Origin of the sequence: Flavobacterium bizetiae (assembly GCF_902804475.1) — a bacterium.
In the GTDB taxonomy this organism is placed as follows: domain Bacteria; phylum Bacteroidota; class Bacteroidia; order Flavobacteriales; family Flavobacteriaceae; genus Flavobacterium; species Flavobacterium bizetiae.
This window is the reverse complement of record NZ_CADCSU010000030.1, coordinates 1-25508: the sequence shown is the minus strand read 5'-3', so window position 1 is coordinate 25508 and position 25508 is coordinate 1. Positions and strand designations below refer to the sequence as shown.

Genomic DNA, 25508 nt, shown 5'->3' with positions numbered 1-25508 from the left:
AGGACGTAATTCTTCAACAAAGGTAATGATGTGTACTACAATTAAAAAAGCCCAAAAGACTGTTGATCCATTTAGAAAGCTTTTGCTGCTTATACTTAATTAGTGGCTTACTAGTTAGAATGCTTGTAGCTGTAATGGATTTTAAAATAAGCAAACCTTGAATATCTCCCAGTTAGTAATGCATCTAAAACTTTTGCCCGACGTAAGCTTAGGCTAAGTAAACTACCTTGCAAAATGCATTCAAACAAGGGATAGCCCTAGTAGTTAAATCTTCAAAAGTGTAAATTTTTAAGGGTTTTGTACCACTAGATTAGTTTCATCTCAGAGATAATAAACTTCATTTAGATAAGAGTAATTTTATGTAAAATGATACAAAAGAATTCTATTTTAAAATGTAAAAAAGTGAGATATAGAATTAGTGCAAATTTTATAAGATCAAACAAAATTGCTTTCCGCAAGATCAAGTAGAAAAAAAATCAAGATAAAAGACTCAACATTGAGTATATGATTGATTTTGTGTAGGTTTAGGTGTGCAAAGTAGTTTTAAAAGTTATACTTTTAATCAAACTTTTTTAATGGTAAATTATGGATAAGGATATTATATTGGATAAGTTAAAAAAAGCGAAGCAAGAACTTATTTTTAATCACGAAGAACTGGAAAAATGTACTAAAGATTTAAAAAGTGCTACTGTAAATTTGAACATTAGAGAAACAGAAAAAGAGTTGAACATGGAAGAATTTAACAGTGGTTTAGAGCAGATGATGTTTGCAATTTCTCACAAGGTTAGAAAGTCCGTTGCCAATATTCTAGGTCTTTCAAAATTGTTATGCGAAGATGTAAATCTTGGAAATGAGGAATCCAGAGAAATTTTACTTTTGATTATTCAATCTGCCGAATCCCTGAATGCTTCGACAGAAGAATTATCGAAGTTTATTTGTTTAAAGAGGCGACCTGTTGTATAGATGATTTGGTGCTGGAAGTCACAAAATAATTTTGTATTTGTTTAAGATTTTAGGACTTGACTTGATAAACTGATTTTTGTTTATGTTAATGTAAGAAGTATAGTCACTTTCAAGACTATTTCAAATTAGCATTAAAATATCTCAGTAATCCTTTGGTTTTTATTTAATAAAAAATTCAGTTTTTCCTACATTTAAATACACGGCAGAGCATAATCTTCCCAATACGCAAAGCTCCTATGATGCATATGATTATTATGGTATTTACAGATTACTTGATGCAATGATTGATTATAGTTTTAATGGAAATGCAGTGGCCAAAAATGTAGCACATGGAAATAGATCTAAAGAGCAGGTAACCATGCCAAGTTACAACGGGCAGTCGCTAGCACCCCTGGAAGTAACCGATAATCCTTCTGCCTTATATCCACAGAGTAAATATTCTTTTCAGTGTAGTGCACTAAATAATCCCAGAATTGCAAATTGCAATTAAAGCTATGGATATTTAAGTGTAACATAAAAAAAGAGACTCTTTTTGAGCCTCTTTTGGATTAATGTTTCCCATTTCCTTTACCATGTCCATTATGGTTTCCATTATCGTGGTGGGTATTGTCTTTGCCTTGTTTATTGTTTCCTTTACCGGGCTTTTGACCAATTGTTTTTTGAGGCTTGCCTTTATAACCTTTCCCATATTTTACTCTATGGGTTTTAAAATTCTCATAAGGTCTCTCTCCTCTATAATCCGTCAAGACGACTTTGTATTCGCTGTAAAGATCATAGTTTCTGTAAGCAGATGGCAGTGATCTGGTTCTGACCCATCTTCCGTTATTCAGATAAACATAGTTTGATGTATTTACATCATAATAAGTTTCCAGATCCGGCAGATAGTAATATCGAACATCTGTATAACCAGCCGGTCCCCATGACGGTGGCGTACCTATGTTAACATTGACAGATACCTGAGCTTGAGAGTAACTAAAAGAAAGGAACAGAACTCCGATCAAAAAATATTTTAAGGTTTTCATAATTTCAGTTTTTAATTCTTAACGATGCTAATAATAAATCAAGAAACATGCCTAAATTTTTAACAACGCATAACTTGCTGATTATGTGTTATTTGTATTTGATGTTAATGCTGATAATATCCGAGGTCATATTGGTTGTTCGGGTATAATGACCGTAACGAATCTCTAGAGTATTCCAGTGTTTCAGGCCAAATATTCCGTTAAGGGGCGTGAATTTCATTCCCATCCCAAAGAAACTGCTGTCAAACTTAGACAAATCATAATTACTAGTATAGTACTCATAGGCTGCTGTGTGTTCACCGTAAGGTTTAAAATACTTGGTTCCACTCTGGGTATAATACCTGTAAAAGGGACTTATCGAAAACACCTGTGTTAATTTTACAGGGATTTCAAGATCAGCAGTATGCGCTTTGAGACTCCAGTCATCAGTGTAATACCTGTAGTAAGCTCTAATGATCACATTATCCCCTAAGAAATAGCTGGCTCTTATTCCCAGTGGAATTTTAAGTCTTGTATCGGGCATTTTCTCCTGATGTACAGATCCGTCTGTAAAATAAACCCTGTGAAAAGGAAGGCTTAAATATCCGTTTTGGCTGATAACGTCTCCTACAAGCAGTACCTGAAGGTTTTTGTTTACCACCTGAGAATAACTCAAAGTTCCGGCAAAAGTATTTCTATTGGCACTATCATAACCTCCACTTCCCGGGGCACGAAGCTCAACGGGTTCAATTAATTTTAACTGATCGATAAAGGTTTGGAATTTAGCGGTAAATTCTCCGTTTCTGTCTTTGGTTTTTTGCGAGAAACTAATATTTCCTCCAAAAGACTGATAATCAAACTCTGTTGATGATGAAACTCCAATTCCAATAGTTCGACCCATGTCTTCGTTCTCTCTGATATAGGTCAAAGAAGGATAGAAACGATTATCGGAAGACGAAGCAGATGAGTTGGCGCTCAGGTCAATCATATCTGAAGATGCAGAGGTATAATGATCAATACCGGCTTCAATATCAAAGGTATGCTTGATTCCTGTCTCTCCATACTTGACCAGTTTAACATCGATGGTATTGGCAATATCGGTTAAATGCTCAGAACCAATTCCGCCTGTAACAGCTGAATTATCCCCGTTTTGTTTGTAATAACTCGAGACCAAATTTACCTCTTCTAGTTTTAATTTTTTGCTTTTATAACTGGTAGAATCAGTAGTAACATTTTGCGCTCTTAGTTGAAACAATCCCAGTAAAGCAAGTCCTGTTATGAATATTCTTTTCATTTTTGAATTCTATGAAAATTAGTTACAGCCGCAGCCACCGCCGCTTTTTCCTGAATTGGCTCCGGAAGCTCCCTCTCGGTAGGATTGAAAACTGAGTTCTGTTTTTTCGATTTTCCTGTTGGAGAGCACCATTTCAGAATCGTTGATTTTTCCTTTCTGGTATTCTTTTACCGATGTACAGGAGGAGAGTAGAATGCCTGTAAAAGCAATGCTACACAATAATAGGAGCGCTTTTTGTTTTGGCTTTTTCATTTCAGGTTGATGTTTTTTGAAGTGTAAATTTTGTTGTTATCATCTATTATTATGCAATATAGATCTGGTATCTGATCTATTAAAAACAAGCCAGCCTTAATACCCATAACGGCAATTGGAGTAGCCATTGCATCTGCAAATTCTGCATTTGACGCCATAATGGTCACGCTTTTTATTCCGGTTATCGGGAGTCCTGTTTTTGGGTCAATGGTATGGGAATACTTTTTTCCCTCAATGGTGACAAACTTTTCATAATTGCCGGATGTTGCCACTGCTTTATTGGATATTTCCATATAGGAGAATGCTGCATTTGGAGCATCTGGATTTGCCACACCAATGGTCCATTTTTTTCCATCAGGCTGTAATCCCCAGGCAGAGAGATCTCCGCTGGCATTGATAATACCGCTCTGCACATTGTTTTTTAGCAATACTTGTTTGGCCATCTCAGCGGCATAGCCTTTTCCGATTCCGCCAAAACCAATTCGCATTCCTTTTTCTTTTAAAAATACGCTTGTGTTTTCTTTATCTAAAATGATATTGCGGTAATTGATAAGGTGTACCATTTTGAGCGCCGTTTTGGCATCAGGTAATTGGGTCATTGATTTGTCAAAATTCCAAAGGCTTTTATCGATGCTGCCGTATGAAATATCAAAAGCTCCTTGTGTAATTCTGGAAATTCCAATACATCTTTCGATAAGATTAAAAACTTCGTGATCTACTCTTACCGCTTTAATTCCCGCATTTTCGTTAATGAGATTGGTTTGGCTGTCGGCTTTATAAGTGGTCAGTAGTTTTTCAATGCGTCTGATCTCCTCAATGGCAAGATTGATATTCTCATTCCCGGTTTTCTCATTTTCGGCCACAACAGTAATGGTAAAGTTGTTTCCCATGAGTTTTAGGGACTCAGAATATTTTTGATTTTTTGATATGTTATTTTTGGCTATCACAGATCGCTTTTATTTCGGCAGTCCACTCATCGGGTGTAGTTTGGGGTTTTCCGTGCCAGGTTTTAAGAACTTTTCCATCTGAGTCAAGAAGCAAGGTTAGAGGAAAACTACCGTCTTTGTTATAAATTTCAGCTAGATCCTCGTTTCGCTTTACCTGCTGGGGTGTTCCTATGTTTTTCTTTTTTCTTGGAAAATCAGCATTAACCAGTACAAGATTCTCATCGGCCATCTCTGTGAATGCCGGACTCTCAAGATAATCTCTGCGCGTTACAATACAAGGCCCACACCAGTCTGAACCCGAGAAGTTTAGTAGAATTAATTCGTGCTTTTGCTTTGCGATTTTTTTCGCATTATTAAAGTCAGGTTCCCAATTTATGGGAAGTACTGTCATTAAAAGGAACATTGTAATTAGTTTCATTTCGAAGTGTTCTTTTTAGATACTTACGAAATAACGAATTGTTAGGGATCTTATTTTTTTTAATTGCTTAAGATTCGATTAATATTAGTATGCAATAAAATTCAGGACATATTTTAAGTAGTCTGAACACCAAAAAGATAACCAACTAGTGCCGAGGTTGCCATGGCAAAAGTACCCCAGATGCAAATGCGCAATACTGCTTTTAGTATTTTTGATCCGCCTGCCTTTGCGGCTAATATTCCTGAGAATGCCAGAAAAAGTATTGAAAAGCCATATTGATAGAATACCATTTGTTTTAGAGGAGCAAAAATAGCCACCAAAAGAGGCAATAAGCCTCCAATAATAAAGGAAACTGCCGATGCAAAAGCGGCAGTTAGAGGATTTGCCTGGGTAATTTCATTAATACCGAGTTCATCGCGCGCATGGGCTTCAAGAGCATCATGAGCCGTTAATTCGATAGCAACTTGTCGGGCCAGTTCTTTATTTAATCCTCTGTGAATATAAATATCGGTTAGTTCTTCCAGTTCTTCTCCCGGCAAGATTTCAAGAGCGAATTTTTCTCTTTTCAAATCAGCAGTTTCAACATCAGATTGTGAACTTACCGATACATACTCACCCGCTGCCATAGAAAGCGCACCGGCAACCAAACCGGCAACTGCGGCCAGTACAACAGGCTCTCTTGTCACACTTGCCGCTGCTATGCCAATAACTAAGCTGGTTGTGGATAAAATCCCGTCGTTTGCGCCAAGAACAGCAGCTCTTAGCCATCCGCTTCTGTTGATGTAATGGTTTTCAATGTGCATACTTCTATTTTATATTAGTTTAATCCAGTCCGGATCTTCAGCGTTTTTTGGAACGCCTCCAAAATTTGTTCTGAGCAATTCCCTAATTTGGAATTGAGTTTTATTGCGGGTTGAGTTTTTCCAATCCTTAAAATCATAAATATGAATCTGCTCGGCATTTGGGTTTACAATAAAGTAGATTCGTGCTATCACATACTTGTATTTCTTGACTTGATCTAAAATGCTTCGGCTAGGTACCACAATTAGTATGTTTTCCCAATTCAGGTAATCACTAGCGATATCATGTCTTTGATCTAATCCCAGCGATTCAAAAAAGGCTTTTATTTTTTGATCGTTAAATCGATCAATTTTTTTATCTATATTTTTAAGAGCATCCTCTAAGGCCTCTTTATCACTAACATTCATTTTTATAGTTTATATTTCTAAATAAAATTACTTCAAAATACTTTTCCTTATCAAACTATACCCATTAGAATGATTCTAAATGTAATAACCGATTATTTTTTAGTCTTAAATTACAGTAAATTAGTAGTGGAAATATAAGATTTTAATTAAATTTTTAAGTAATAACGATTTATCAATCAGATGTACACTATAAATACACAACTGACTTATTTTAACTACGGTGTTAATTCTAAAAGATTAATTGTAAATCTTAAATGGTATAAGCTTGAGATGTTTACTAATTCTAACCTTAAGGGACTTTGTTTTACAGGAGCAGAGCTTGAAGAGTTTAAGGGGTTTATAGATCAAAATAGATTTAATTTTCCGGGTTCTTGTTTTGTAGAGCAAACCAACAGAGCAGGGGTTGATTTGCTTGTGATTAATGATTTGTTTCAAAGTGCATTTCCGTATTATCTTGTTTTATCTAAAAATCCAAAATTAAACCAGGGAAATTCGATTTATCAAGCAGAAAATATTACACTGATGGATGAAAATTATAAATACACTATTGACTATCCATTAGATTTTGATCTGATTGGTAAAATTGAAATTTATAAAAGCGTGAAATAGGTAGATAAAAATAAAATAATTAAATACTTGGAGATCATGAAAGGCTTGGCTGCCTAATTTGCTTATTGTTATAAAATATACTTTCAAGCTGAGATTGTTGCGCGTAGTTCTACCTGTTTTTGCAATTGTAGGGTATTAGAAAGTAGTCGGTGCTCTTTGGAATGTTCTTTTATGTGGTTTCCTTATTTAAAAGCCCTGTCGATTTATAATTTTGGTTGTGCTATTTCTCACCGATGACTTTGGCCACCCATAGTCTTTTTATGATTTTTAATATCACATTGATCTCTTTTAGGCGGCCATAATCTTGGTGCGCTATTAGGCCTAATATGTGTACATAACCAATACCCGCTTATTTTCTTTTTGTAGCTGGTATGGAGGGCGTAGATTTTTGCGTACCTTTTTCTGCGGTAGTGGATTTATCAGAAGAGGCATTAACCGTCTGAAAAGTTTTATGTATTTTATCTTTACTCTCTTTTGGATACCTAGCTAGGTGTGATTTGTGATCCCTGTAAGGTTCATTTCCATTATAATCATTTATAATCACTTTGTAACCATTATAAAGATTATAGTTTTTATAACGGGTAGGCAATGTTTTCTCAGCGATCCATTTGCCATTTTTAACGGAGATAAAATTACTCTTTTCAATATCATAGTAGGTATCGATATCGGGCAGATAGTAGTATCTGAAATAACTGCTGCTAATTGGTCCCCAGTCAGGGCGTACAGCTGATTTTGTAACAGCAGGTTTTTGCCCGTAAGAGATAATGCTTGTTAAGACAAAACATAAAATTAATTTTCTCATAATTGTATTGTTTTAAGTGGTTTATAAGGCTAAATTATAGACAAATATTCAAGTGATGTATTCTATTATACCAATTGATCAATAGTCTCGACTAAGAACTATTTTATCGCGATTACTAGAATTTTTCCCTATGTGTTATTGAATATGTATTTCTTTAAATTTAGGTATAAGCTTTATAATGAGATAATAAAGGCTAGGGTCAGTTAAGTAGGAACAAAGTTCTTATGAAAGACACTATTTTGCATGAACCAGAGTGATCAGGAAAATGATTCTCTTTTTTAGATAAATACAATAAAATTCTTAATCTTTCGTGTTTTTATCACAGGGCCCTGTGATTGCTATTTTGATTTTTATTAATTTAGGTGTCTAAATAATGACAAGCACCGAAATTCTCTCTTGAGTGAGTTTATCGGGGATAAACTTCAAACAAAGGGAAAACAGGGCGCATGATCAGGGAAAGAAAAAGAATATTTTTCTGTTTTAATTTTTAATACTTTTATTTTAGAGCTTTTAAAACAAATACCCAATAGCATGGATAAAACAATACAACTGCGCGTGAGAAAAGAAATTGACAATAGATCTGAGCTTAAGGTATTAAAACTAAAAGGAACTTTAATCTCCAAGGGCTTTACCCAGATTATCCACATTGCCGATCAGGATGAGGATTTTTATCTTAATTCATTTTCGACCTCGCCGGATTGTAAAAAACAGGCCGAAGATTTTGTACTGGACTATATCTCTAGCCATGATCTTGGCGATACCATTTCGCTTCTTAGCCCCGTGAAGTAATTGCGGGGAAATACTGATAAGAATTATTTTTTTAAGTATAATTAATTATAACCAATTATCGAATCCTATTAACGGTAGGATCCGCAATAAGGAACATGTAGTTCGCAGCTTTTTATGGGACCCCAAAAACATATCAAACTCTCGGAGCTCAACGCTAAGATCAGCGATGCCCTAACGGATCGGTTTAAGGGGCAGACTTTTTGGGTGGTGGCCGATATAACCAATCATTCCTATAAGGCCGATAAAAAGATCCATTACTTTGAGCTGGTGGAGAAAGGCGCTACATCCAACAGCATTGTGGCTAAAATCATCGGCAAGGCCTGGGGGGCAGGATCGATGCATCTTTCTGATTTTGAAAAAAATACAGGACAGAGTTTTACCAATAACATCAATGTACTTGTTCTGGTCAGTGTGGACTATCATCCCTTATTTGGCCTCTCGCTCAATGTTCTGGATATTGATACCAATTTTACTCTGGGCATTCTGGAGCAACAGCGCAATGCGACCCTTAAAAGGCTTGTGGATGAGAATGATTTCATTGAAAAAAAACAAGAGCAGTATATCACCTTTAACAATCAGCTACAACTTAGGGCGGTGATTCAAAGAGTGGCGGTGCTCTCAGGGAGCAACTCGGCCGGACATGAGGATTTCAGGCATACCCTTGAGCATAATGATTTTGGTTATGTATTTCAAATTGATGATTATCCAACCATTGTCCAGGGAGATAATAATGCCAAGCTTTTCCTTAGTAAACTAATTGACATATACAAAAGCGGGATTCTCTATGATGCAGTGGTTATCACAAGGGGCGGAGGGGCGCAATCGGATTTTCTGATCTTTGACAATTATAACATAGGGCGCGCTGTGGCCAAGTTTCCAATTCCGATCATCACAGGGATCGGACACCAGAAAAATGTAAGTATAACCGATCTGATGGCCCATACCCATACCAAGACTCCCACTAAAGCAGCCGAGTTTATCATTGCCCATAACCGCAGTTTTGAGCAAAGTATTCTCTTGCTTCAAAAAAATATAGTCATTAAATCCCAGCAGTTATTTCTTTTGAACTATCAAAATCTTTCAGGGCTAAAAAGCACTATTTCCAATAGTGCAAGGGAGCTGATCTCCGCCCATAAAGATGCCTTAGGGGCCATTAACCAAAACACCATTAACAGCTCCAAAACAATTCTTTATCACAAGCATCGCCAATTGGTGAATATCTCGCATCAGATTGCAGGGAGACCCAGGATTATTCTCTACAACAGGATCAATGATATTGAAAATACCATCAGTAATTTAAAAACATTTACCAATCAGTATCTTCGCAATCAAGGTACATATTTGGGGCATTACAGGGCGAGTATCCGGATGATCTCCCCTGAGAATATCCTTAAAAAGGGATATGCCATAATAAGGGTCAATGGGAAGATCACCAGTAATGCCGATACAATAGACATAGGAGACACCATTGATGTGGTATTCTCCGATACAATTTTAAAAACCACCGTGAGGGAAAAAACAAAATACAATGGAAGAGAAACTCACTTATGAGGCAGCTTACGCTGAGCTTGCAGCAATTGCAAAGGAAATAGAGAATGAAACCATTTCGGTTGACGCCCTGGCCACAAAGGTCAATAGGGCTTCTGAGCTTATTACTTTTTGCCAGGGTAAACTCAAATCAACCGAAAGCGAGGTCAACAAAATTATCAGCCAGATGGAAAATCCGGCAGGCTCTGAATAGTGAGGGGAGATAATAATTGAACTCTTTTATGCGTTATTTTACTATATACTCCCATATAAATATGATATCGGGCTCTAAACCGGTATTGGAATTATAAGCCTATAACCCCTATAAATATGCCCATAACAGATTGGATGATGGGCATATTTTATACCCTCTAGAATGCAGAAGTATTCTTAGTGCCCTTTCCAAAAAAGCTTTTTAAATTCTTTGCTTTACTACTATTATTTTTACCTGTGGCAGAGCTGCACTCTCTTGTTTTTACTCTTGTTTGACTTTGGTAGTATCGGAAAGATTGCGCTTTACGTGCTGATAAAAATCCTTAAGATGCCACAGGGCCGGACACATCTCTGGTGGACCATTAAAATTGCGTATACCGATGTAGCAGCTTTCCAAGAAAAGCTTTGAATCGGTAATTTTGGCCCATGGTTTCCATTGTACCTGCTCGGGTGGAGGTGTGCTTTCAAAATAGCGTTTTATTTCTTCGTGACTCATAGGGCAAAAGTAAACAAAATCCCAGTGTTGGTCAAGGATTGGACCCCTTTAAGGCCGTGGATTTGAACTGTTTTTTTACTTGTTTTCACTGGTCTGAATATGAACGAATTATTGATAGAAATAGGTAAAGAATCCCCTTAGGGAATATTAGAATAAGTGGTGATAAGACAAAATATTGGAAATTTTAAATAGCGCTTGTTCTCTTTTTTGCCCGTTGATCTGTTAGTGAGGGCTTTTTTAAAAGGATAATTTCAGAACAGCAATCGGATCATAGAGCAGGGTCAAAGACAAAATTTCTATCTTTTTGACCTCCATTATTTAAAGCATGAATCTTAGCATCTATCTTCTACAGGGGCAAGTGGTGCAATTTTCCTCACCCTTGTGATGGCCTGTTCGCGAGAGAGGTTCGTGGAATATTTTTTACTGGTGGCTATGGCTTTTCCACTGGCTGATTTGAGATAAAAATACAGTTGCCAGTCCACGGTTGTTTTTTTCTGGAATTTCCCGGCGTCCTTAGCAAAGACCCTTAATTTTTCGATGGTTCTCTTACAGCTGATCTTGGTGAGGTACTCTTCACTGCTGAGCAAAATCTGTCCTGCTTTTGATTTGAGGTGAACCTGAAACTTTCCACACTGTTTTTTGGTAATCACAAATTTTCCCATGTCAATATGATTTGAGGTTATTGCTGTAGGGTAGGTTGCTGATATAAAAAAGGGGAAGGTAAATGTACAAAAAAAATCAAGTATTTCAACGTGATAAAAAAAAGCGCACAAAAGGCAGGATCCTAGCAAATAAAGTGATCAAATAAGAATAATTATCCAGTACAGCTAGCGGTAATATCAAGGCTGCTCCCTTGGCTTTCTAGCCCTTTGAGGTTTTCTCTTTCATAAGTCCTGGTTTTCCCTAAGGGCAGGCGCTGTAAGTTTTTGATCCGCACATTAAATTTGTCAGTGAGCGATAAGTACCCTTTTTGTAAATCTTTTTTTAAGTATTGAGTTTCTTTAGCTCAGTGAGCTCAATTGGGGTAAAATTCAGGGTGTCTAGATAAGATTTGACATTCTTTTTTACCTTGTGATTCTCTGTGGTAAAAAAAATCTTGGTACGATCCTTACTTTGATACTTGGAGCCTGTTAGGCAGTGTAATGGATTGAAGAGCTTTACAATAAAGCAATCCGGCAGCAGGGTGGCAACAAGGTCACTTGATGAGGGACCTGAGCCAATATCGAGAGTCTCATTGAGATTAAAAATAGGATTGTTGGTGTGCAGTATAATTTTTCCTTTCATATCGGGAAGGGCTCTGAGCGCATTTTCAAGATCCTCACGATTTAAAAATAATATGATAAGCTCTGCTTGGGCGGCCTTCTCCATAGGGACAAGTTTGACATCTTTGCCTATATGGCAAGTGAGCTCCTTTAAAACATTAGTGCCTCGGGGATTGCTAATGAGCACCTCATATCCAAAAAGCGCAGAGCGGGTGGCTAGTTCCAAAGTAATGTTTCCAATTCCTATTATCCCTATTTTCATAACGTTAATTTTTAAGTCTTACCATCATAAGCATTGCATAATTAGAGCTATTAATAACTCAATAAGTATCAAATAGCTTATAGGTAAGTACTTATGAAAAAGGAAAGTTTTTTTACCTGAGGTCTAATTTAAAAATTTTAGACGATATTTCTTACCGTAAAAACACCTGTTTTTAAGTCTGGATTCTCAAAGAGTTGTTGCTTGGGTAATTTTTTATTTGGACGCAGGGAATTTTAATTCATGGAGGAGCTATGGAAGTTTTGCAGAATTATTTTGAACTATCATGTCTTTCAGGCCTATGAGTTACAGATGAGCAAAGGGAATTTAAATAAGCAAAAATGGCCAAGGCGGATGTTTTTAAAAAACAAGCATTGGATCGCGCATAAAAAAAATGTACCTCCAAGTCCTTTGTTTTAATATCAGCAACGAATCAAACATTTCGGGCAAGGAAGTACAAGATTTAAATGATTGGATATTTACTTAAAGTTTTTTTCCATGAGCTCTAAGGCATTTAAAAGTTAAAGATATAAAATACTTTAAGAAAATTTGATGCCTTGATAATATGTAAATATACAAAGAACTGATGTTGATTTTCTTATAGAATTTAAAGTGCCGCATTACAAAATTAGTATGGCTTTCTGGTTACCAGTCAGTCTACACGGATAAATTTTAAATATGGATCTTATACTGTCTCTAATGCCATGATTTTAATTGTTTTTGTGAAGAGAAAAATTAGCATCTAAGGACAAATAACTTCCTTTTGATAGATTTTATCTATAAAATAAGAATTATTTATGATTCATCTCGATACCATTCTGCTAATTTCCTTTGTAAATTAGTATCAAAATAAAATTGAAAACTATGGACAATAATTCTAACGACATCAGTAAGTGCCCATTTCATAATGGGAGCATGGATAATGAAGCGGCAAGCGGTACAAAAAATCGTGATTGGTGGCCCAAGCAGCTAAAGGTAAATATGCTCAGACAAAACTCAGCATTGTCCAATCCTTTAAATAAAGAGTTTGATTATGCGCAAGCTTTTAAAACTCTTGATCTTGAAGCAGTGAAAAAAGATCTGCATGCCCTTATGACTGATTCCCAGGAATGGTGGCCGGCAGATTTTGGCCATTACGGAGGTCTTTTTATCCGTATGGCCTGGCATAGCGCGGGAACTTACCGCGTACATGACGGGCGTGGTGGCGCAGGTGCGGGTCAGCAGCGTTTCGCTCCTCTTAATAGTTGGCCTGATAATGTAAGTCTGGATAAGGCCAGAAGATTGCTCTGGCCCATAAAGCAAAAGTACGGACAGAAAATCTCCTGGGCCGATCTTATGATCCTCACAGGAAATATTGCCTTGGAATCAATGGGCTTTAAAACCTTTGGTTTTGCAGGAGGACGCGCCGATGTCTGGGAACCAGATGAATCTGTTTACTGGGGATCGGAAACCACTTGGCTTGGCGGAGATGAGCGCTATAGCGACGGCTCTGAAGGCGTACCAAAAGATCATGGGGTAGTATCTTCAGATGATAATGCCGATGGTCATATTCATAGCAGAAACCTGGAAAAACCATTAGCCGCTGTGCAGATGGGACTTATATATGTTAACCCTGAAGGCCCTGATGGGAATCCTGATCCTATTGCAGCGGCAAAAGATATTAGAGATACCTTTGGGCGTATGGCCATGAACGATGAGGAAACCGTAGCCTTAATAGCAGGTGGCCACACCTTTGGGAAAACCCATGGGGCAGCCCCTTCGGATAATGTAGGCAAGGAACCCGAAGCGGCCGGTATCGAGCAGCAGGGATTGGGCTGGAAGAACGGTTTTGGTTCAGGAAAAGGCCCTGATGCCATTACAAGTGGACTGGAAGTTACCTGGACAACAACACCCACCCAGTGGAGTAATAACTTCTTTGAGAATTTATTTGGATTTGAATGGGAGCTCTCCAAAAGTCCGGCAGGTGCTCATCAGTGGGTAGCCAAAGATGCCCCGGCGATTATTCCTGATGCTTTTGATAGTTCAAAAAAACATCTCCCAACTATGCTTACCACTGATTTATCGTTAAGATTGGATCCAGCCTATGAGAAAATATCACGCCGATTCCTAGAAAATCCAGATGAGTTTGCCGATGCCTTTGCCCGCGCTTGGTTTAAACTAACTCATCGCGATATGGGACCACGCTCTCGTTATCTGGGAGGGGATGTTCCCGCAGAGGAACTCCTATGGCAGGATCCTATCCCGAGTCTTAACCATGAGCTAATAGACAAGGAGGATATTACCCAGTTAAAAGAAAAAACACTCTTATCAGGCCTTAGCGTCTCTGAGCTTGTAGGGGTAGCCTGGGCATCAGCCTCTACCTTTAGGGGATCCGATAAACGTGGTGGTGCCAATGGCGCTCGTATACGATTCGCTCCTCAGAGCAACTGGCAGGTTAATAATCCTGCAAAACTGGCAAAGGTTCTGGAGAAGCTGGAGCATATTCAAAGAGAATTTAATGCCTCTGAAAACGGGGGCAAAAAAGTATCATTGGCTGATTTGATCGTCCTTGCCGGCTGCGCAGGGGTGGAGAAAGCAGCAAAAGATGCAGGACATGTAGTGGAGGTGCCTTTTTTTGCTGGACGAATGGACGCTTCTTTGGAACAGACAGATATAGAATCATTTGAATATCTGGAACCCAAGGCTGATGGCTTTAGAAATTACAGAAAAACAAAATCACAAGTCTCCACAGAGGAACTCTTAATTGATAAGGCCAATTTATTAACCCTTACAGCCCCTGAGCTTACTGCTCTTTTAGGAGGGCTTCGCGTTTTGGATATTAATACTGATGGAAGTAAAAATGGTGTCTTCACGCATCGTCCTGGCCAGCTGACCAATGATTTTTTTGTAAACCTTCTCGATATGAATACCCAGTGGCAGGCAGTCTCTGAGGATCAGGAGCTCTACACAGGGAACGATCGCAACAGCGGCCAGCCCAAATGGATGGCAACACGCGCAGATCTTGTTTTTGGCTCTAATTCAGAATTAAGAGCCATCGCCGAGGTATATGCAAGTAGTGATGCCAAGGAGAAATTCGTAAATGACTTTATCTCGGTATGGAACAAGGTAATGAATCTGGATCGATTCGACCTGGTTTAATTCTATTGACTCAGAGCTTTTCCTGGCTAGAAAAGCCCGTAAAGGACTTCAGCAAGAAAATCTACTATAGTTCTAATTAAGTAAACTATAAGCCCGATTACAATCGGGCTTATTTTATGATCTGGCAAAAAGGATTTTGATGAAAGAGAATTCAATTAAAAAGAGAAACTGGACTGATAAATCCTATTAGAAGATTAAACAACAATAAAATGCTTAATAGATTAATTTCTATTAGGCATTTTTTATTTAATGGCTAATGCGAATTGAAATTGGCACGTTTTTTAAAACTTTTGGCATCTTTTGGGTAACAATTATATAAAAAAACACCTCTAAATTTTCTGATAGAAAAGATTATTTCTTTGAAAAACAGTAATTTAAAAATTTAGATTATGAAAACATCAGTTCATATAAAAAGGATTTTAGTAGACTGTATTTGTTTGCTCTATGGCTTATTATTTGTTTATGCATCGGTAAGCAAGCTCTTGGATTTTGAGAGATTTCAGGTACAGCTTGCGCAATCTCCATTATTGAGCGCATATGCTTGGTGGATTTCCTGGATGGTGATCAGTATTGAGCTTTTTATTGCTTTGCTGCTTTTGTTTTCCAGAACCAGGACTGTGGCTTTATTTGGGGCGCTGGGTCTTATGAGCATGTTTACGGCCTATATTTTTATCATACTCCATTATAGCTCTTTCGTGCCTTGTTCCTGCGGAGGAATACTCGAGAAAATGAGCTGGGATGTACATTTGATCTTTAATCTTGTTTTTGTCCTGCTTGCCATTATTGCCCTGTTGCTTATTGCAAAACAGGATGGCCTGATGAAAAGAAGCCTGCCATTATATGCTGGTTCTATAGCCTTTTTGATAGTGGGAAGCGTATGTCTGGTTGTTGTACTGTTTTTATCTTCCGAGGAGATTATCCATCGTAAAAATCCTTTTATACGCCGTTATCCGCAAAGTTCGATTAAAGAACTGCAGCAGGTAGATCTAAAATTTAACTCCTATTATTTTGCAGGCTCAGTTGGAGATGTGATATACCTGGGTAATTCCACAGATCCTCTTCATCTGCTGGCAATTGACCTGAAAGGACGCCAAAAAAGAATCAGGTTACATTTTGACCACAAGAACCTTGGTTTTCAGTCGATCAGAATTGCAATACGTCAAGAATATGTTTATTTGATGGATGGAACAGTGCCCTGCATTTTTAGAGGAAATACAAAGGACTGGAGAATCACCACCCAACTAAAAGGAATGCCCAGATTCACCCTGGCCCAACCTGTGGATAGCACCACCATTGCCTTTCGCAATAATACGGGCGCTAACAGGGCACATATATTGGGCATTTTTTACGCAGGCACTGACCCAAAAGTAGCTTATGCACCCTGGCTTTTAACCCCACAAATTGACGGTATATTTGATACTGACGGTATGCTGCAGTACAACGCAGAGCTGAAAATATTGCTCTACAATTATTTTTATAGAAACCAATTTATTGTGGCCGATATAAAAGGCAATCTCAAATTTACCGGACATACTATCGATACAATTACCAAGGCCAAAATAAAAGTAGCTTACCTTAAAGATAATACCGAAAGGCAAATGGCCGCTCCTCCCTTTATGGTAAATGCAATGACCGCTACAAAAAAACATTTACTGTTTGTCAATTCCAAAGTACCGGGAAGATACGAGCGTGAAAAAGTCTGGCAACAGTCCTCTATAATTGATGTTTATGACCTGAAAAAGAAAAGTTATGTGCTGAGTTTTCCTGTATATGGAAATGAAAATAAAAAAATCCAGGCTTTGTGGGTGAGCTCGGGTTATCTATATGTTATCATTGGTACTGAATTGATTATTTATAAAATAAGTGGATTGCTTGAAAAAGAAATGAAAAAAGCGTAAAAGGACCTCCCTGACGCATAAAAGTATACTGGCCAGTATCAGGAAAAAGATCGAAAACCTGTAGAAAAAAGTAGATCACGTTTAACTTAATTTTATTATTATGAAAACTATATTTTCAAAAAAGGCAGTGCCTTTTGTAGTAGTGCTGGGTTTGGGTATCTCGGGAGCTTTCCTGACCACTTCCATGCAAAATGCCAAGTCCGCTCCAATTCCTAAGATTGGATATGTTGACGGGCCTGATGGACCTTGTACGGTTCCAGTGAGATGTAGCACAGACCTCAATGTAGTGTGCCGCGCCAGTTACGCTCCTCCGGGACAAATCGCCAAGGATAAGTTTGATGGTGATTGTACAGAGGTTCTGTACCGTCCAAGAAATTAATTTTTGGACCCGGCAGGTAAAGGCAATGCAGTTCTTAAAGAAGAACTGCATTGTTTTTTTTTGTCTTTTATTTAATTGCCTCTGTAATCCATGGGGCGGGTGTTTGGCCTTTAAGATAATAGCCAAACCATTGCTGTATCCGAAGAGATAAGTCTTTTTGATTGGAGGGATTAAGTAAGGAATGTGGCTCTTTGGGATAGAGCAGCATGACGTGTTTTTTTCCGAGCCTTCGCATGGCCAGGTAAAGCTCCACTGACTGATGCCAATCCACATGATTGTCCTCTTTACCTGTAAAAGAGAGCAGGGGCGTGGTAATCCTATCGGCATACACCAAGGGAGAATTGTCCTTGTAGAGTTCGGGTATTTCATAAGGGGACTGCATCATCCTGAGTTGTCCTTTTTGAAAATAATTCATAGTGGGACGCCCTGTCTTCCAATTTACAGTGAAATAATAGCTGGTAAGATCGGTTACTGCAGATCCCGCTACTGCCGCGGCAAACAATCCGGTTTGGGTAATGATGTAAGTAGTCTGGTACCCGCCGAAGGAATGTCCCATGAGTCCAATTTTATCGGGATAGACCAGATTTCTGGAAATCACTTCCCTTGTGGCGGCCATGGTGAAATCCAGGGCGGATTGCCCCTCGTGCTGGTCTTTTCGGATAATATCTGGACATAGCACAAAATAGCCCTGACTGGTCAGTGCAGTGGGGTTGTAACCGTCTTCAGCCAACATCGATGGATTGATGAATTTATGAAGCTGACTTGCCTGCTCCTCATAAATATGCACAATCATGGGATATTTTTTCTCAGGATTATAATGGGCCGGATAATACAGCAGAGACTTTAATTTTTCTCCTTTTTCATTGTAATAAAACAGCAATTCGCTGGTTCCCCAGCCGTACTTGGATTGTTGTGGATTACTTTGAAAAACGGTTCTGGCCTTTTTGTTCTCAAGAGACACTACCCTTGGAGATTCACTGAATTTCTGATCCTGGTATATAAAGCTCTTTCCATGGTCTATAGCTTGTAATTTAGTAAGATAACTGTCCCTATACACTATAGGGATTACCCTGCCATTATCCTTCCATCTGAAATAGCCAGTCTTTCCATCATCGCCTTTGGCTTGGAGTAAAAGGCCTTTTTCCATCTCGATGAGAGTGTGTGTCCATCCGTTATAATTGGTTAGAAGATCCTGCTCAAATCCGGATCGATTGATCCTGAATTGTATTTTTTGCTCACGGCCATGGGTCATCCGGGTAGCTTTTGACCCATCGGGGGCGATGCGCCATAAATCATACTGGTCATAGAGTATAATTTCCTTGTCTTTTAGTGTCCAGCCGGCCACTCCATAGGGCTCCGCTATACTGGTCATTAATGGCAGTTTGGCGCTAATATTGATGTGCGCTTTGCAGCGCAGATCATAAATCCACCAATTGTTGTCCTTAAAGTAGGTAATGTAATGGCCACTTGGGGAAGCTGTGGGTAATACCTGGGAGGGAACAGTGGGCTGCTTTTCCAAAAGGAGTTCTTTTTTTGCGGTGTTTAGATCCATGATATAAAAATCGCGAGGTCCCTCTAAATCAAATTGAGGCTCATAGCACTGCGCATTGGAGAGAATTGCATACTGCTGATTTCCCCCAAGCATTACCTGGGGCAATTCAGAAGAGGACAGCTCTAGCAATTGATCTGTTAGGGGAAACCATACCGCTAGGGTGCTCTGCTGCTCCAATGGCGGTCTTTTGCGCTCCATGGGATAAATCCACTTGGCATTGGCATTCCAGAGCTCCACCGAAGAATCAGTATCGGGTAAAACAGGATCTTGCCTAACTCCTGTCTTTGGCCCTATGCCAAAAAACACCTTGCTGAGATCCTCACTAATGCTGATGGGGTATTGATCACTTCTGAGTGTTTTATCAGCAGGGAAACCGCTCATTTTCTCGCTGTTCATCTCATAGAGCAAGTGCTTGTCTAGCCTGTAGTAAAAAAGCAGGCTCCTGGAGGACAAGTGAGGATCAGTGGCAAAAAAAGCCAGCGCCTTTGTTTTTTTATGCCAGGTTGGCGTGGTAAAGACAAGGCGGCTTTTTTGGATAATCCAGCGCCGGGTATTTTGCTTTGCAAGCTCTAGCAGTGCCAGGGAATTATACCCATCCTCTGTGGTACTGTAGAGGACTTTATGACCATCGGGGCTCATGGAAAAACTCATCACGCCTTTTATTTGCTCAGTGGTTGTACCCTTAGCATCCAGCAGTAGCAAATCGGCCTGAGATCCCGTAGACTTTATCATGAGGATTAACTGATCTGAATCAGGCGCATAGGCATATTGGGCAACTGATGGGATATATTGCTGTTTTTGGGTATTGAGATTCAAAAGCAGAAGACCCTTAGGGCTTTCACAGACAAAACGATCCCCTGCGATGAACTGGCCATTTGAAGCGCCGGGAAAACTATAGGTTTTTTTATTGGAGGTATTCTTAACAAATAAGGTATCTTCCCCAGAGGGGTAGATCATGTTAAAACTAACCCAGCGGCCATTAGGTGCTGCCTGGTTTAATTGTAATTCTCCAAAGAGTTTATAATCTGCCTGGGTGAGCTGTTTTTTTTGCACCACCTGCCCCCATAAGGGACAGGTTACTAATGGCAAAATAAAAATAAAAAAACAAATTAAAGCTAAAATTAAAGAGAGTGATATGGAGAAATTGGCCTGTTTTTTAGTGATATAATTCATAGAACGCTGTGAAGTTTAGGTATAAGATTAATAGCCCTTGTTTTGGGGCAGCAGTTTTGGATTCAGGCTCAGTTCGGCCTGTGGAAGGGGAAAAAGAACATCGGTGCTGTTCCATCCGGATTTTACACCTGATAATACCTTATCCAGGTTTCCTGAGCGCTTAAGGTCAAAGAAACGGTGTCCGTATTCGGTAAAGAATTCCCATCTTCTTTCCTCCTGGATGGCATCAAGGAGTTCTTCGGAGCTAAGAGCAGAGGTATCTGCAAGGCCAGCGCGATGACGGATTTCGTTGAGATCTTCCCTGCTACCGATAATATCACCTTGATGGGCCCGGGCCTCCGCGCGGATCAGGTATTGCTCGGCCAGGCGCAGTACTATGGAATACTCTACCGAGGAAGCAGTAGCATCATTTTGTTTGTATTTAAAGGCATGGTACCATGCAGAAGTGCCTTTTGAAACGCGTGCTGTCCAGTGGGTTTTGCGAAGATCATCGGTCCCGAAGGAATCCATAAGCGCAGGGCTTAAGGATACCGAAGCAGGAGGCCCAGTAAAGAAAATAAAAGTGATGGCCTGATCGGTATTTTTACCCGCCGGGGAAGGCTGGAGTTGCCAGATGGTTTCTTTGGAGTCCTTTAAAAAAACCGTATCGATTCCTTCTAGCCTATACAGGCCTGTTTCATTGAGTGCCGCAGAGGCGCTATTGGCCGCCTCGGCCCAGCGTCCCCCATACAGGTATACCCTTGCCTGCAGGGCAAAAACAGCCGTTCTCTGGACACGCACCCGCATATCATTTAAAGGTGTAGCAGGTAATAATAGCGCCGCATCGCTCAAGTCAGTCTCTACCAGTCTGTATATATCCTCCACAGAAAGCTTGCCGATGGAACTGTTGGTTTTGTAATCGGTGGTGGTCACATAAGGCAGATCACCAAAGAGATTTACCAGATAAAAATGCAGCAATGCCCGAATAAAAAGCGCTTCCCCCGCGAGTTGCTTTTTTTCGGCTGTAGAGAGCCCGGAAGAATTCCTGCTTCCTTCCAGTATAGCATTTGCTGCATAAATCTGATTGTAGGTAAAATTCCAAAGCTGTGCTATGGCTGTATTGGTGGCTAATAATGAGTTGTTATAAAAATAAAGGGTCGGATCTGTAGCACTTCCAAAATAGGTAAGTTCATCGGTGTAATTGCCCAGTTGGTTGCAAAGCCCCGAACTGTTGCCTGTCAGGAGTCCCGCATCTCTAATTTTAGCATAAAGATCGGCAAGGGCAGCATCAGCAGTCTGGTAATCCTCAAAGACCGTTTTATTGGTCAGCTGTGATTTTGGAAGATCCACCTCTACAAAGGAATCACAAGATACAAGCAGTAGGGTAGCAGTTGCACATAAAATGCCAAGACTGGTACTTCGCAAGTGAAAAGGTATAAGTGTTATTGTTTTCATGATAGTTGCGTTAAAAAGTGAATTGAACCCCTGCGGTGATTACCCTCAGGGGAGGAAGAGAACCAAAGCTTGTAAATTCAGGATCTCCGTCTCTGTAGCCGGTGAAGGTCAAAAGGTTCTGCCCCTGAATCATCAGCCTGCACTTGGTCTGTTTTAAGGGAAGATCATACCAGAGAGAAATGTTCTTAAGCCGGATAAAGGAGGCATCACTTATTGAGGCGGTACTCTCGCTGTAGAGGCTCCCTGCACTTAGGGCATCAAAGTTGTAGCCGGCGGTCTGGATCTGATACGGCCTAAGGTCCCCGGGCTGCTGCCAGGCATGCTGAGTTACCTCTGGCTGGTTGTACATCTCCCCTGTAGCCCCCACTGGGTAATTAACATTTTTTTGTTTGACAAACTGAAATAGAAAATCAAGGCTCCATCCCTTGTAAGAAAGCTGATTTTGTAGTCCTCCATAGTATTGGGGATTAAGGTCCATAACAATTTGCTTGTCATCGGGAAAAGAAATTTTTCCATCGTTATTGATATCGCGGAACTGATAGAGACCCGTTTTGGGATCGATACCGGTATATTCATATAAAAGGGTGATATTTAAAGGCGCATTAAGGCGGTATTTTTCACTATAGGTTGATCCTTCAAGTCCCGGGAAACGAAGGAGTTTGTTGCGCGAAAAACTAAGGTTAAGACTCGAGGTCCACCCAAAGGACCCTTTGCTGAGATTCACAGTGCGAAGGGTAAATTCCCAGCCTGCGTTTTGAACCGTGGCCTCAAGGTTGGATTGCAGTGAAGAAAAACCTGTGGTGCCGGGCATAGGAATTCCAACGAGTTGATTGGAGGAGCGGTTGCGGTACCAGGCTGCTGTAAAAAAGATCCTGTCCTGCAAAAATCCGCTCTCCAGGGCCAGCTCGAGTTTTCTATTGGTCTCCCAGGCAAAGTTGGGATTATAAAGCCGTGAGGGCGCCAGGCCGCTTTTCCCGCCATATAATACTCCCGAAGTGGCATAGGTATCCAGGAACTGGTAGTCCCCAATCTGGTCACTTCCCGTGGTACCATAACTGCCTCGCAGTTTGCCAAAAGAGAGCCAGGAGAATTCAGTAAGAAAAGATTCTTTTGAAAAAAGCCACCCAGCACCAATAGCGCCAAAAGTGGCAAATTGGTTTCCGGGGCCAAAACGGCTTGAGCCATCACGCCTTGCGGTAAGATTTACGATATAGCGCTCTTTCCAATTGTAATTCAGGCGTCCAAAAAAAGCCTGGTATTTGTACAGTATGGCATTATCGGTGAGTATCTTTATTCTGGATGCTGCCGCTAAATTATAGATAAGGCTGTTGGAACTAAACCCGGTGCCGGATTCCACAAGCTGCGCGGTGGACTGCTGCTGGAAAGTACCACCCAGCAATAGCCCTAACTTGTGATTCCCTATTGCTCTTTCCCAGTTGAGCTGAGGCTCGATAATCCAGGAATTACGACTGGTACTGCCCAAAATAAGGCTGGAGGAGGAGCTCCCAACATGAAAGGCCGGATCATAAATAGTAGAAGGATTAAGGCGTGTTTCCCCGTGGCGCAGATTGGTGTAGCCCATGCTGGTTTTAAGCAAAAGCCCTGGAAGAATTTCATAAGAGAGCACGGTATTGGCCAGAAAATCGTGAGTTTTGGATTCGAACTTGGCAGGGAGATAACGAAGTGGATTCTGCCAGGTGCTGTTGGCCCAGTTCAGAGTGCCGTCAGGATTGTAAAGTTCTGGCGCGTTAGGGGCAATAGTGCGCGCTTCTGTGGTGAGATCAAAGGAGGGCTGGTCATTGTCCTGCAGGGTATAGCCGGCAGAGAACTGTATTTTGAATTTCTGATACTCTGACTGGTGATTCATATTAAACTGACCTCCGCCTTTTTTGTATAGAAAATCTCCCGGAAAAACAGTAGACTCGCTGTGGTAGTTGCCACTTAAATAGAAATTGGTATTGGCAGATCCCCCAGAGACGCTGCCCTGCATATCTGTAAAAAGAGAGGTACCACCCAGGAGTTCTTTCTGCCAGTTGGTATTACGGTTCTGGTCCCAGGTGCCGTTAATGTCATAGGCCGACTCTGGATAATCAGTGATGCCGTCATTGGCAAAGGCACGCCGGCGCATAGAGAGGTATTGATTTGTATCCATCATTTTCACAAACTGGGTCACCTTGCCGGTACCACTCGAAGCGCTCAGGGTAAATTTGGTTTTACCGCTTTTACCTTTCTTGGTGGTGATCAATACCACCCCATTAGCCCCGCGTGAGCCGTAGATAGAAGTGGCATCGGCATCTTTGAGAACCTCAATACTCTGGATCTGCTCGGGATTGATACCGTTTAGGGCTCCGGTGGCATAGGGAAATAGGGTAGAGATCTGCGCGCTACCAATAGGATCCGAAGCATAAGGTACCCCGTCTATAATATACAGCGGGGCATTGCCTTCGGCGCGCAGGGAGTTCTGTCCTCGGATTTTGATCTCAAAATTACCTCCGGGAATCCCTGTGGTCTGGGTGATACTTACCCCGGCCATTCTGCCCTGCATGGCAGCCAGAACATTGGTTACGGGCTGGATTTCAATGTCCTTGGAAGTAATGCCGGCAATGCTTCCGGTACGCTCGCTTTGTTTGGTGGAATAATACCCGGCATTCACCCGGACTTCCTGCAGGGTAGTGGTATCAAAACCAAGTTTTACATTCACTGTTGTTCTTCCATTCACGGGAACAAAAGCTGTTTTAAAACCCATAAAAGAAACAACGAGCGTGTCGGAGGGCGAGGCCAAAAGGGAATATTGACCAGTAAAATCCGAGATGGTAGAGGACTGAAGTTTGCTTTTAATTGCAATGGTAACTCCAGGGAGAGGACTCGTACCATCGGTGATAGTGCCCTGAACTTGATGTTGTTGAAAAAAAGAAAGGCTACGCCGTTCTATGGAACTTGCGGATACAGGGGGAAAAGACAAGAAGAAAACCAGAAAAAATAGGCAATAAAAAGCTTTCCCATCCTTGTAAAATGAAAAATTATTCATAATATTGGATTGGTTAGTTTAACGATAGTTAGATTAGCTACGGTCCTCTATATCAGTTTTGCCGACGTGATAGAGGGCCATTTTTATACTATAAAATTATGGTATAGGCTACCATTTTTGTCAGATCATAAATAAGAAGGTTTATTGGTTAAACAATTATTAATTACGAAGACTAACATTATGAAGGAATACGCTTAGAATAAAGCTGATGAGAGTATCTTAAAAAAGTAAAGAGACGCGGAACTCACCATATTCGCTTCCGAGGTACTGCTAGGAACCTTTTTCACACGAATAAATAAGTGAGCCCACGCCCTTTACTATAAGGCGTGAGCATTTACACTTAGTCATCTCGCGTGATTAAAAATTAGCAGTTTTCGGAAACGAGACTCCAAGCGAATGCTTCAAATATTTTTATTAGAAGAATCGCAAATATATTAATTCAAATACAAATATAACAAAATATCTTGAATTTCGGATTTAAATCCGAAATATTTTAAAACATAAAAAGTTACTTTGTTAATTATGAAAGATAGGAATCGTATTATAGTTGACTACATCGCGCTTGAATGGGCAGCAAAAGCCAAATCTCAAAGTGCATTTGCTAGTGAGCATAATATTGATGAAAAAACTGTTCGAAATATCAAGTATAATAAAGGTTACAATATAAGTTTAAAAACCTTGATTAGAATTTGTGAGGCTAGAGAAATTAAGTTGTCTGATTTTTTTAAATTATTGGATATATAATAATTCTACAAAATAGTATGAACATTTAATTTATTTAATTTTCACTCAGGTGTCTAATTAAATTTCCAATGCAGAAACAGCCCAATTTTTCTTGGAATGAGTTGAGCTTATATAGTCTTAAT

Annotated in this window: 22 protein-coding genes; 8 read left to right on the top strand and 14 right to left on the bottom strand. The window is 39.9% G+C overall.

The features are described 5' to 3' along the window. Positions 1-585: 585 nt before the first annotated feature. The gene (locus tag FLACOL7796_RS01880) at positions 586-963 is read left to right on the top strand and encodes a histidine kinase (protein WP_173969152.1); all 378 of its coding nucleotides are present in this window, start codon (positions 586-588) and stop codon (positions 961-963) included. Positions 964-1511: 548 nt separating this feature from the next. On the opposite strand, the gene FLACOL7796_RS01875 is transcribed toward FLACOL7796_RS01880, so the two are convergent. The 7 genes from FLACOL7796_RS01875 to FLACOL7796_RS01845 all read right to left on the bottom strand — a co-directional run bounded on the left by FLACOL7796_RS01875 (position 1512) and on the right by FLACOL7796_RS01845 (position 6083). After that, positions 1512-1985: a hypothetical protein gene (locus tag FLACOL7796_RS01875; RefSeq protein ID WP_173969151.1), complete on the bottom strand. Its 474-nt coding sequence runs from the start codon at positions 1983-1985 to the stop codon at positions 1512-1514. An 88-nt stretch (positions 1986-2073) separates the two neighbouring features. After that, on the bottom strand, positions 2074-3258 hold the full coding sequence (locus FLACOL7796_RS01870; RefSeq protein WP_173969150.1) for a DUF3570 domain-containing protein: 1185 nt from the start codon (positions 3256-3258) through the stop codon (positions 2074-2076). An 18-nt stretch (positions 3259-3276) separates the two neighbouring features. Then, complete coding sequence (locus FLACOL7796_RS01865) at positions 3277-3510, bottom strand: DUF4266 domain-containing protein (protein ID WP_173969149.1); 234 nt, start codon at positions 3508-3510, stop codon at positions 3277-3279. Further along, the gene (locus FLACOL7796_RS01860; RefSeq protein ID WP_173969148.1) at positions 3507-4400 is read right to left on the bottom strand and encodes an FAD:protein FMN transferase; all 894 of its coding nucleotides are present in this window, start codon (positions 4398-4400) and stop codon (positions 3507-3509) included. The genes FLACOL7796_RS01865 and FLACOL7796_RS01860 overlap by 4 nt, the downstream gene beginning before the upstream one ends. Before the next feature lie 40 nt (positions 4401-4440). Beyond that, positions 4441-4875 carry a thioredoxin family protein gene (locus FLACOL7796_RS01855; protein ID WP_173969147.1) on the bottom strand — a complete coding sequence of 145 codons (435 nt, stop codon included), beginning with the start codon at positions 4873-4875 and terminating at the stop codon, positions 4441-4443. Positions 4876-4988: 113 nt separating this feature from the next. Continuing rightward, positions 4989-5678: a VIT1/CCC1 transporter family protein gene (locus tag FLACOL7796_RS01850; RefSeq protein WP_173969146.1), complete on the bottom strand. Its 690-nt coding sequence runs from the start codon at positions 5676-5678 to the stop codon at positions 4989-4991. A 9-nt stretch (positions 5679-5687) separates the two neighbouring features. Then, positions 5688-6083, bottom strand: coding sequence for a hypothetical protein (locus FLACOL7796_RS01845; RefSeq protein ID WP_173969145.1), 396 nt, complete (start codon positions 6081-6083; stop codon positions 5688-5690). A gap of 180 nt (positions 6084-6263) precedes the next feature. On the opposite strand from FLACOL7796_RS01845, the gene FLACOL7796_RS01840 reads away from it, so the two are divergent. Beyond that, complete coding sequence (locus FLACOL7796_RS01840; RefSeq protein WP_173969144.1) at positions 6264-6692, top strand: hypothetical protein; 429 nt, start codon at positions 6264-6266, stop codon at positions 6690-6692. Positions 6693-7041: 349 nt separating this feature from the next. Here the strand turns inward: FLACOL7796_RS01840 and FLACOL7796_RS01835 are convergent, their stop codons facing one another. After that, the gene (locus tag FLACOL7796_RS01835; RefSeq protein WP_173969143.1) at positions 7042-7494 is read right to left on the bottom strand and encodes a hypothetical protein; all 453 of its coding nucleotides are present in this window, start codon (positions 7492-7494) and stop codon (positions 7042-7044) included. 531 nt (positions 7495-8025) lie between these two features. On the opposite strand from FLACOL7796_RS01835, the gene FLACOL7796_RS01830 reads away from it, so the two are divergent. The 3 genes from FLACOL7796_RS01830 (at position 8026) to xseB (ending at position 10024) form a co-directional block, all read left to right on the top strand. Continuing rightward, positions 8026-8283 (top strand): hypothetical protein, encoded by a 258-nt coding sequence (locus FLACOL7796_RS01830; protein ID WP_173969142.1) that lies wholly within the window; start codon positions 8026-8028, stop codon positions 8281-8283. 114 nt (positions 8284-8397) lie between these two features. Beyond that, positions 8398-9834 (top strand): exodeoxyribonuclease VII large subunit, encoded by a 1437-nt coding sequence (gene xseA / locus FLACOL7796_RS01825; protein ID WP_173969141.1) that lies wholly within the window; start codon positions 8398-8400, stop codon positions 9832-9834. Next, positions 9812-10024 (top strand): exodeoxyribonuclease VII small subunit, encoded by a 213-nt coding sequence (gene xseB, locus FLACOL7796_RS01820; protein ID WP_173969140.1) that lies wholly within the window; start codon positions 9812-9814, stop codon positions 10022-10024. The genes xseA and xseB overlap by 23 nt, the downstream gene beginning before the upstream one ends. A gap of 261 nt (positions 10025-10285) precedes the next feature. On the opposite strand, the gene FLACOL7796_RS24875 is transcribed toward xseB, so the two are convergent. The 3 genes from FLACOL7796_RS24875 to FLACOL7796_RS01810 all read right to left on the bottom strand — a co-directional run bounded on the left by FLACOL7796_RS24875 (position 10286) and on the right by FLACOL7796_RS01810 (position 12043). Beyond that, complete coding sequence (locus FLACOL7796_RS24875; RefSeq protein ID WP_394367903.1) at positions 10286-10519, bottom strand: DUF6965 family protein; 234 nt, start codon at positions 10517-10519, stop codon at positions 10286-10288. A gap of 332 nt (positions 10520-10851) precedes the next feature. Then, complete coding sequence (locus FLACOL7796_RS01815; RefSeq protein ID WP_173969139.1) at positions 10852-11181, bottom strand: YegP family protein; 330 nt, start codon at positions 11179-11181, stop codon at positions 10852-10854. Between the two features lie 322 nt (positions 11182-11503). After that, on the bottom strand, positions 11504-12043 hold the full coding sequence (locus tag FLACOL7796_RS01810; protein ID WP_173969138.1) for an NAD(P)-binding domain-containing protein: 540 nt from the start codon (positions 12041-12043) through the stop codon (positions 11504-11506). 861 nt (positions 12044-12904) lie between these two features. Here FLACOL7796_RS01810 and katG point away from each other — a divergent pair. Both katG and FLACOL7796_RS01800 read left to right on the top strand, forming a co-directional pair. After that, on the top strand, positions 12905-15178 hold the full coding sequence (gene katG / locus FLACOL7796_RS01805; RefSeq protein ID WP_173969166.1) for a catalase/peroxidase HPI: 2274 nt from the start codon (positions 12905-12907) through the stop codon (positions 15176-15178). 389 nt (positions 15179-15567) lie between these two features. Then, a complete protein-coding gene (locus FLACOL7796_RS01800) occupies positions 15568-17076 on the top strand; it encodes a DoxX family protein (RefSeq protein ID WP_173969137.1) in 1509 nt (502 codons plus the stop codon). A 446-nt stretch (positions 17077-17522) separates the two neighbouring features. Here FLACOL7796_RS01800 and FLACOL7796_RS01795 read toward each other — a convergent pair whose 3' ends face one another. Genes FLACOL7796_RS01795 through FLACOL7796_RS01785 form a run of 3 tightly spaced genes read right to left on the bottom strand, consistent with a single transcriptional unit; the run spans position 17523 to position 24642 of the window. Continuing rightward, positions 17523-20180: a S9 family peptidase gene (locus tag FLACOL7796_RS01795; RefSeq protein WP_173969136.1), complete on the bottom strand. Its 2658-nt coding sequence runs from the start codon at positions 20178-20180 to the stop codon at positions 17523-17525. A 27-nt stretch (positions 20181-20207) separates the two neighbouring features. Next, positions 20208-21614: a RagB/SusD family nutrient uptake outer membrane protein gene (locus tag FLACOL7796_RS01790; protein WP_173969135.1), complete on the bottom strand. Its 1407-nt coding sequence runs from the start codon at positions 21612-21614 to the stop codon at positions 20208-20210. A gap of 10 nt (positions 21615-21624) precedes the next feature. Beyond that, positions 21625-24642 (bottom strand): SusC/RagA family TonB-linked outer membrane protein, encoded by a 3018-nt coding sequence (locus FLACOL7796_RS01785; RefSeq protein ID WP_173969134.1) that lies wholly within the window; start codon positions 24640-24642, stop codon positions 21625-21627. A 522-nt stretch (positions 24643-25164) separates the two neighbouring features. On the opposite strand from FLACOL7796_RS01785, the gene FLACOL7796_RS01780 reads away from it, so the two are divergent. Further along, positions 25165-25386: a helix-turn-helix domain-containing protein gene (locus tag FLACOL7796_RS01780; protein WP_173969133.1), complete on the top strand. Its 222-nt coding sequence runs from the start codon at positions 25165-25167 to the stop codon at positions 25384-25386. The last annotated feature ends 122 nt before the right edge of the window (positions 25387-25508 follow it).

Bases quoted from the DNA above. Each gene is read 5' to 3' on its own strand.
- FLACOL7796_RS01880 (WP_173969152.1), top strand. From the start codon at position 586: ATGGATAAGGATATTATATTGGATAAGTTAAAAAAAGCGAAGCAAGAA.
- FLACOL7796_RS01875 (WP_173969151.1), bottom strand. From the start codon at position 1,985: ATGAAAACCTTAAAATATTTTTTGATCGGAGTTCTGTTCCTTTCTTTT.
- FLACOL7796_RS01870 (WP_173969150.1), bottom strand. From the start codon at position 3,258: ATGAAAAGAATATTCATAACAGGACTTGCTTTACTGGGATTGTTTCAA.
- FLACOL7796_RS01865 (WP_173969149.1), bottom strand. From the start codon at position 3,510: ATGAAAAAGCCAAAACAAAAAGCGCTCCTATTATTGTGTAGCATTGCT.
- FLACOL7796_RS01860 (WP_173969148.1), bottom strand. From the start codon at position 4,400: ATGGGAAACAACTTTACCATTACTGTTGTGGCCGAAAATGAGAAAACC.
- FLACOL7796_RS01855 (WP_173969147.1), bottom strand. From the start codon at position 4,875: ATGAAACTAATTACAATGTTCCTTTTAATGACAGTACTTCCCATAAAT.
- FLACOL7796_RS01850 (WP_173969146.1), bottom strand. From the start codon at position 5,678: ATGCACATTGAAAACCATTACATCAACAGAAGCGGATGGCTAAGAGCT.
- FLACOL7796_RS01845 (WP_173969145.1), bottom strand. From the start codon at position 6,083: ATGAATGTTAGTGATAAAGAGGCCTTAGAGGATGCTCTTAAAAATATA.
- FLACOL7796_RS01840 (WP_173969144.1), top strand. From the start codon at position 6,264: ATGTACACTATAAATACACAACTGACTTATTTTAACTACGGTGTTAAT.
- FLACOL7796_RS01835 (WP_173969143.1), bottom strand. From the start codon at position 7,494: ATGAGAAAATTAATTTTATGTTTTGTCTTAACAAGCATTATCTCTTAC.
- FLACOL7796_RS01830 (WP_173969142.1), top strand. From the start codon at position 8,026: ATGGATAAAACAATACAACTGCGCGTGAGAAAAGAAATTGACAATAGA.
- xseA (WP_173969141.1), top strand. From the start codon at position 8,398: ATGGGACCCCAAAAACATATCAAACTCTCGGAGCTCAACGCTAAGATC.
- xseB (WP_173969140.1), top strand. From the start codon at position 9,812: ATGGAAGAGAAACTCACTTATGAGGCAGCTTACGCTGAGCTTGCAGCA.
- FLACOL7796_RS24875 (WP_394367903.1), bottom strand. From the start codon at position 10,519: ATGAGTCACGAAGAAATAAAACGCTATTTTGAAAGCACACCTCCACCC.
- FLACOL7796_RS01815 (WP_173969139.1), bottom strand. From the start codon at position 11,181: ATGGGAAAATTTGTGATTACCAAAAAACAGTGTGGAAAGTTTCAGGTT.
- FLACOL7796_RS01810 (WP_173969138.1), bottom strand. From the start codon at position 12,043: ATGAAAATAGGGATAATAGGAATTGGAAACATTACTTTGGAACTAGCC.
- katG (WP_173969166.1), top strand. From the start codon at position 12,905: ATGGACAATAATTCTAACGACATCAGTAAGTGCCCATTTCATAATGGG.
- FLACOL7796_RS01800 (WP_173969137.1), top strand. From the start codon at position 15,568: ATGAAAACATCAGTTCATATAAAAAGGATTTTAGTAGACTGTATTTGT.
- FLACOL7796_RS01795 (WP_173969136.1), bottom strand. From the start codon at position 20,180: ATGAATTATATCACTAAAAAACAGGCCAATTTCTCCATATCACTCTCT.
- FLACOL7796_RS01790 (WP_173969135.1), bottom strand. From the start codon at position 21,614: ATGAAAACAATAACACTTATACCTTTTCACTTGCGAAGTACCAGTCTT.
- FLACOL7796_RS01785 (WP_173969134.1), bottom strand. From the start codon at position 24,642: ATGAATAATTTTTCATTTTACAAGGATGGGAAAGCTTTTTATTGCCTA.
- FLACOL7796_RS01780 (WP_173969133.1), top strand. From the start codon at position 25,165: ATGAAAGATAGGAATCGTATTATAGTTGACTACATCGCGCTTGAATGG.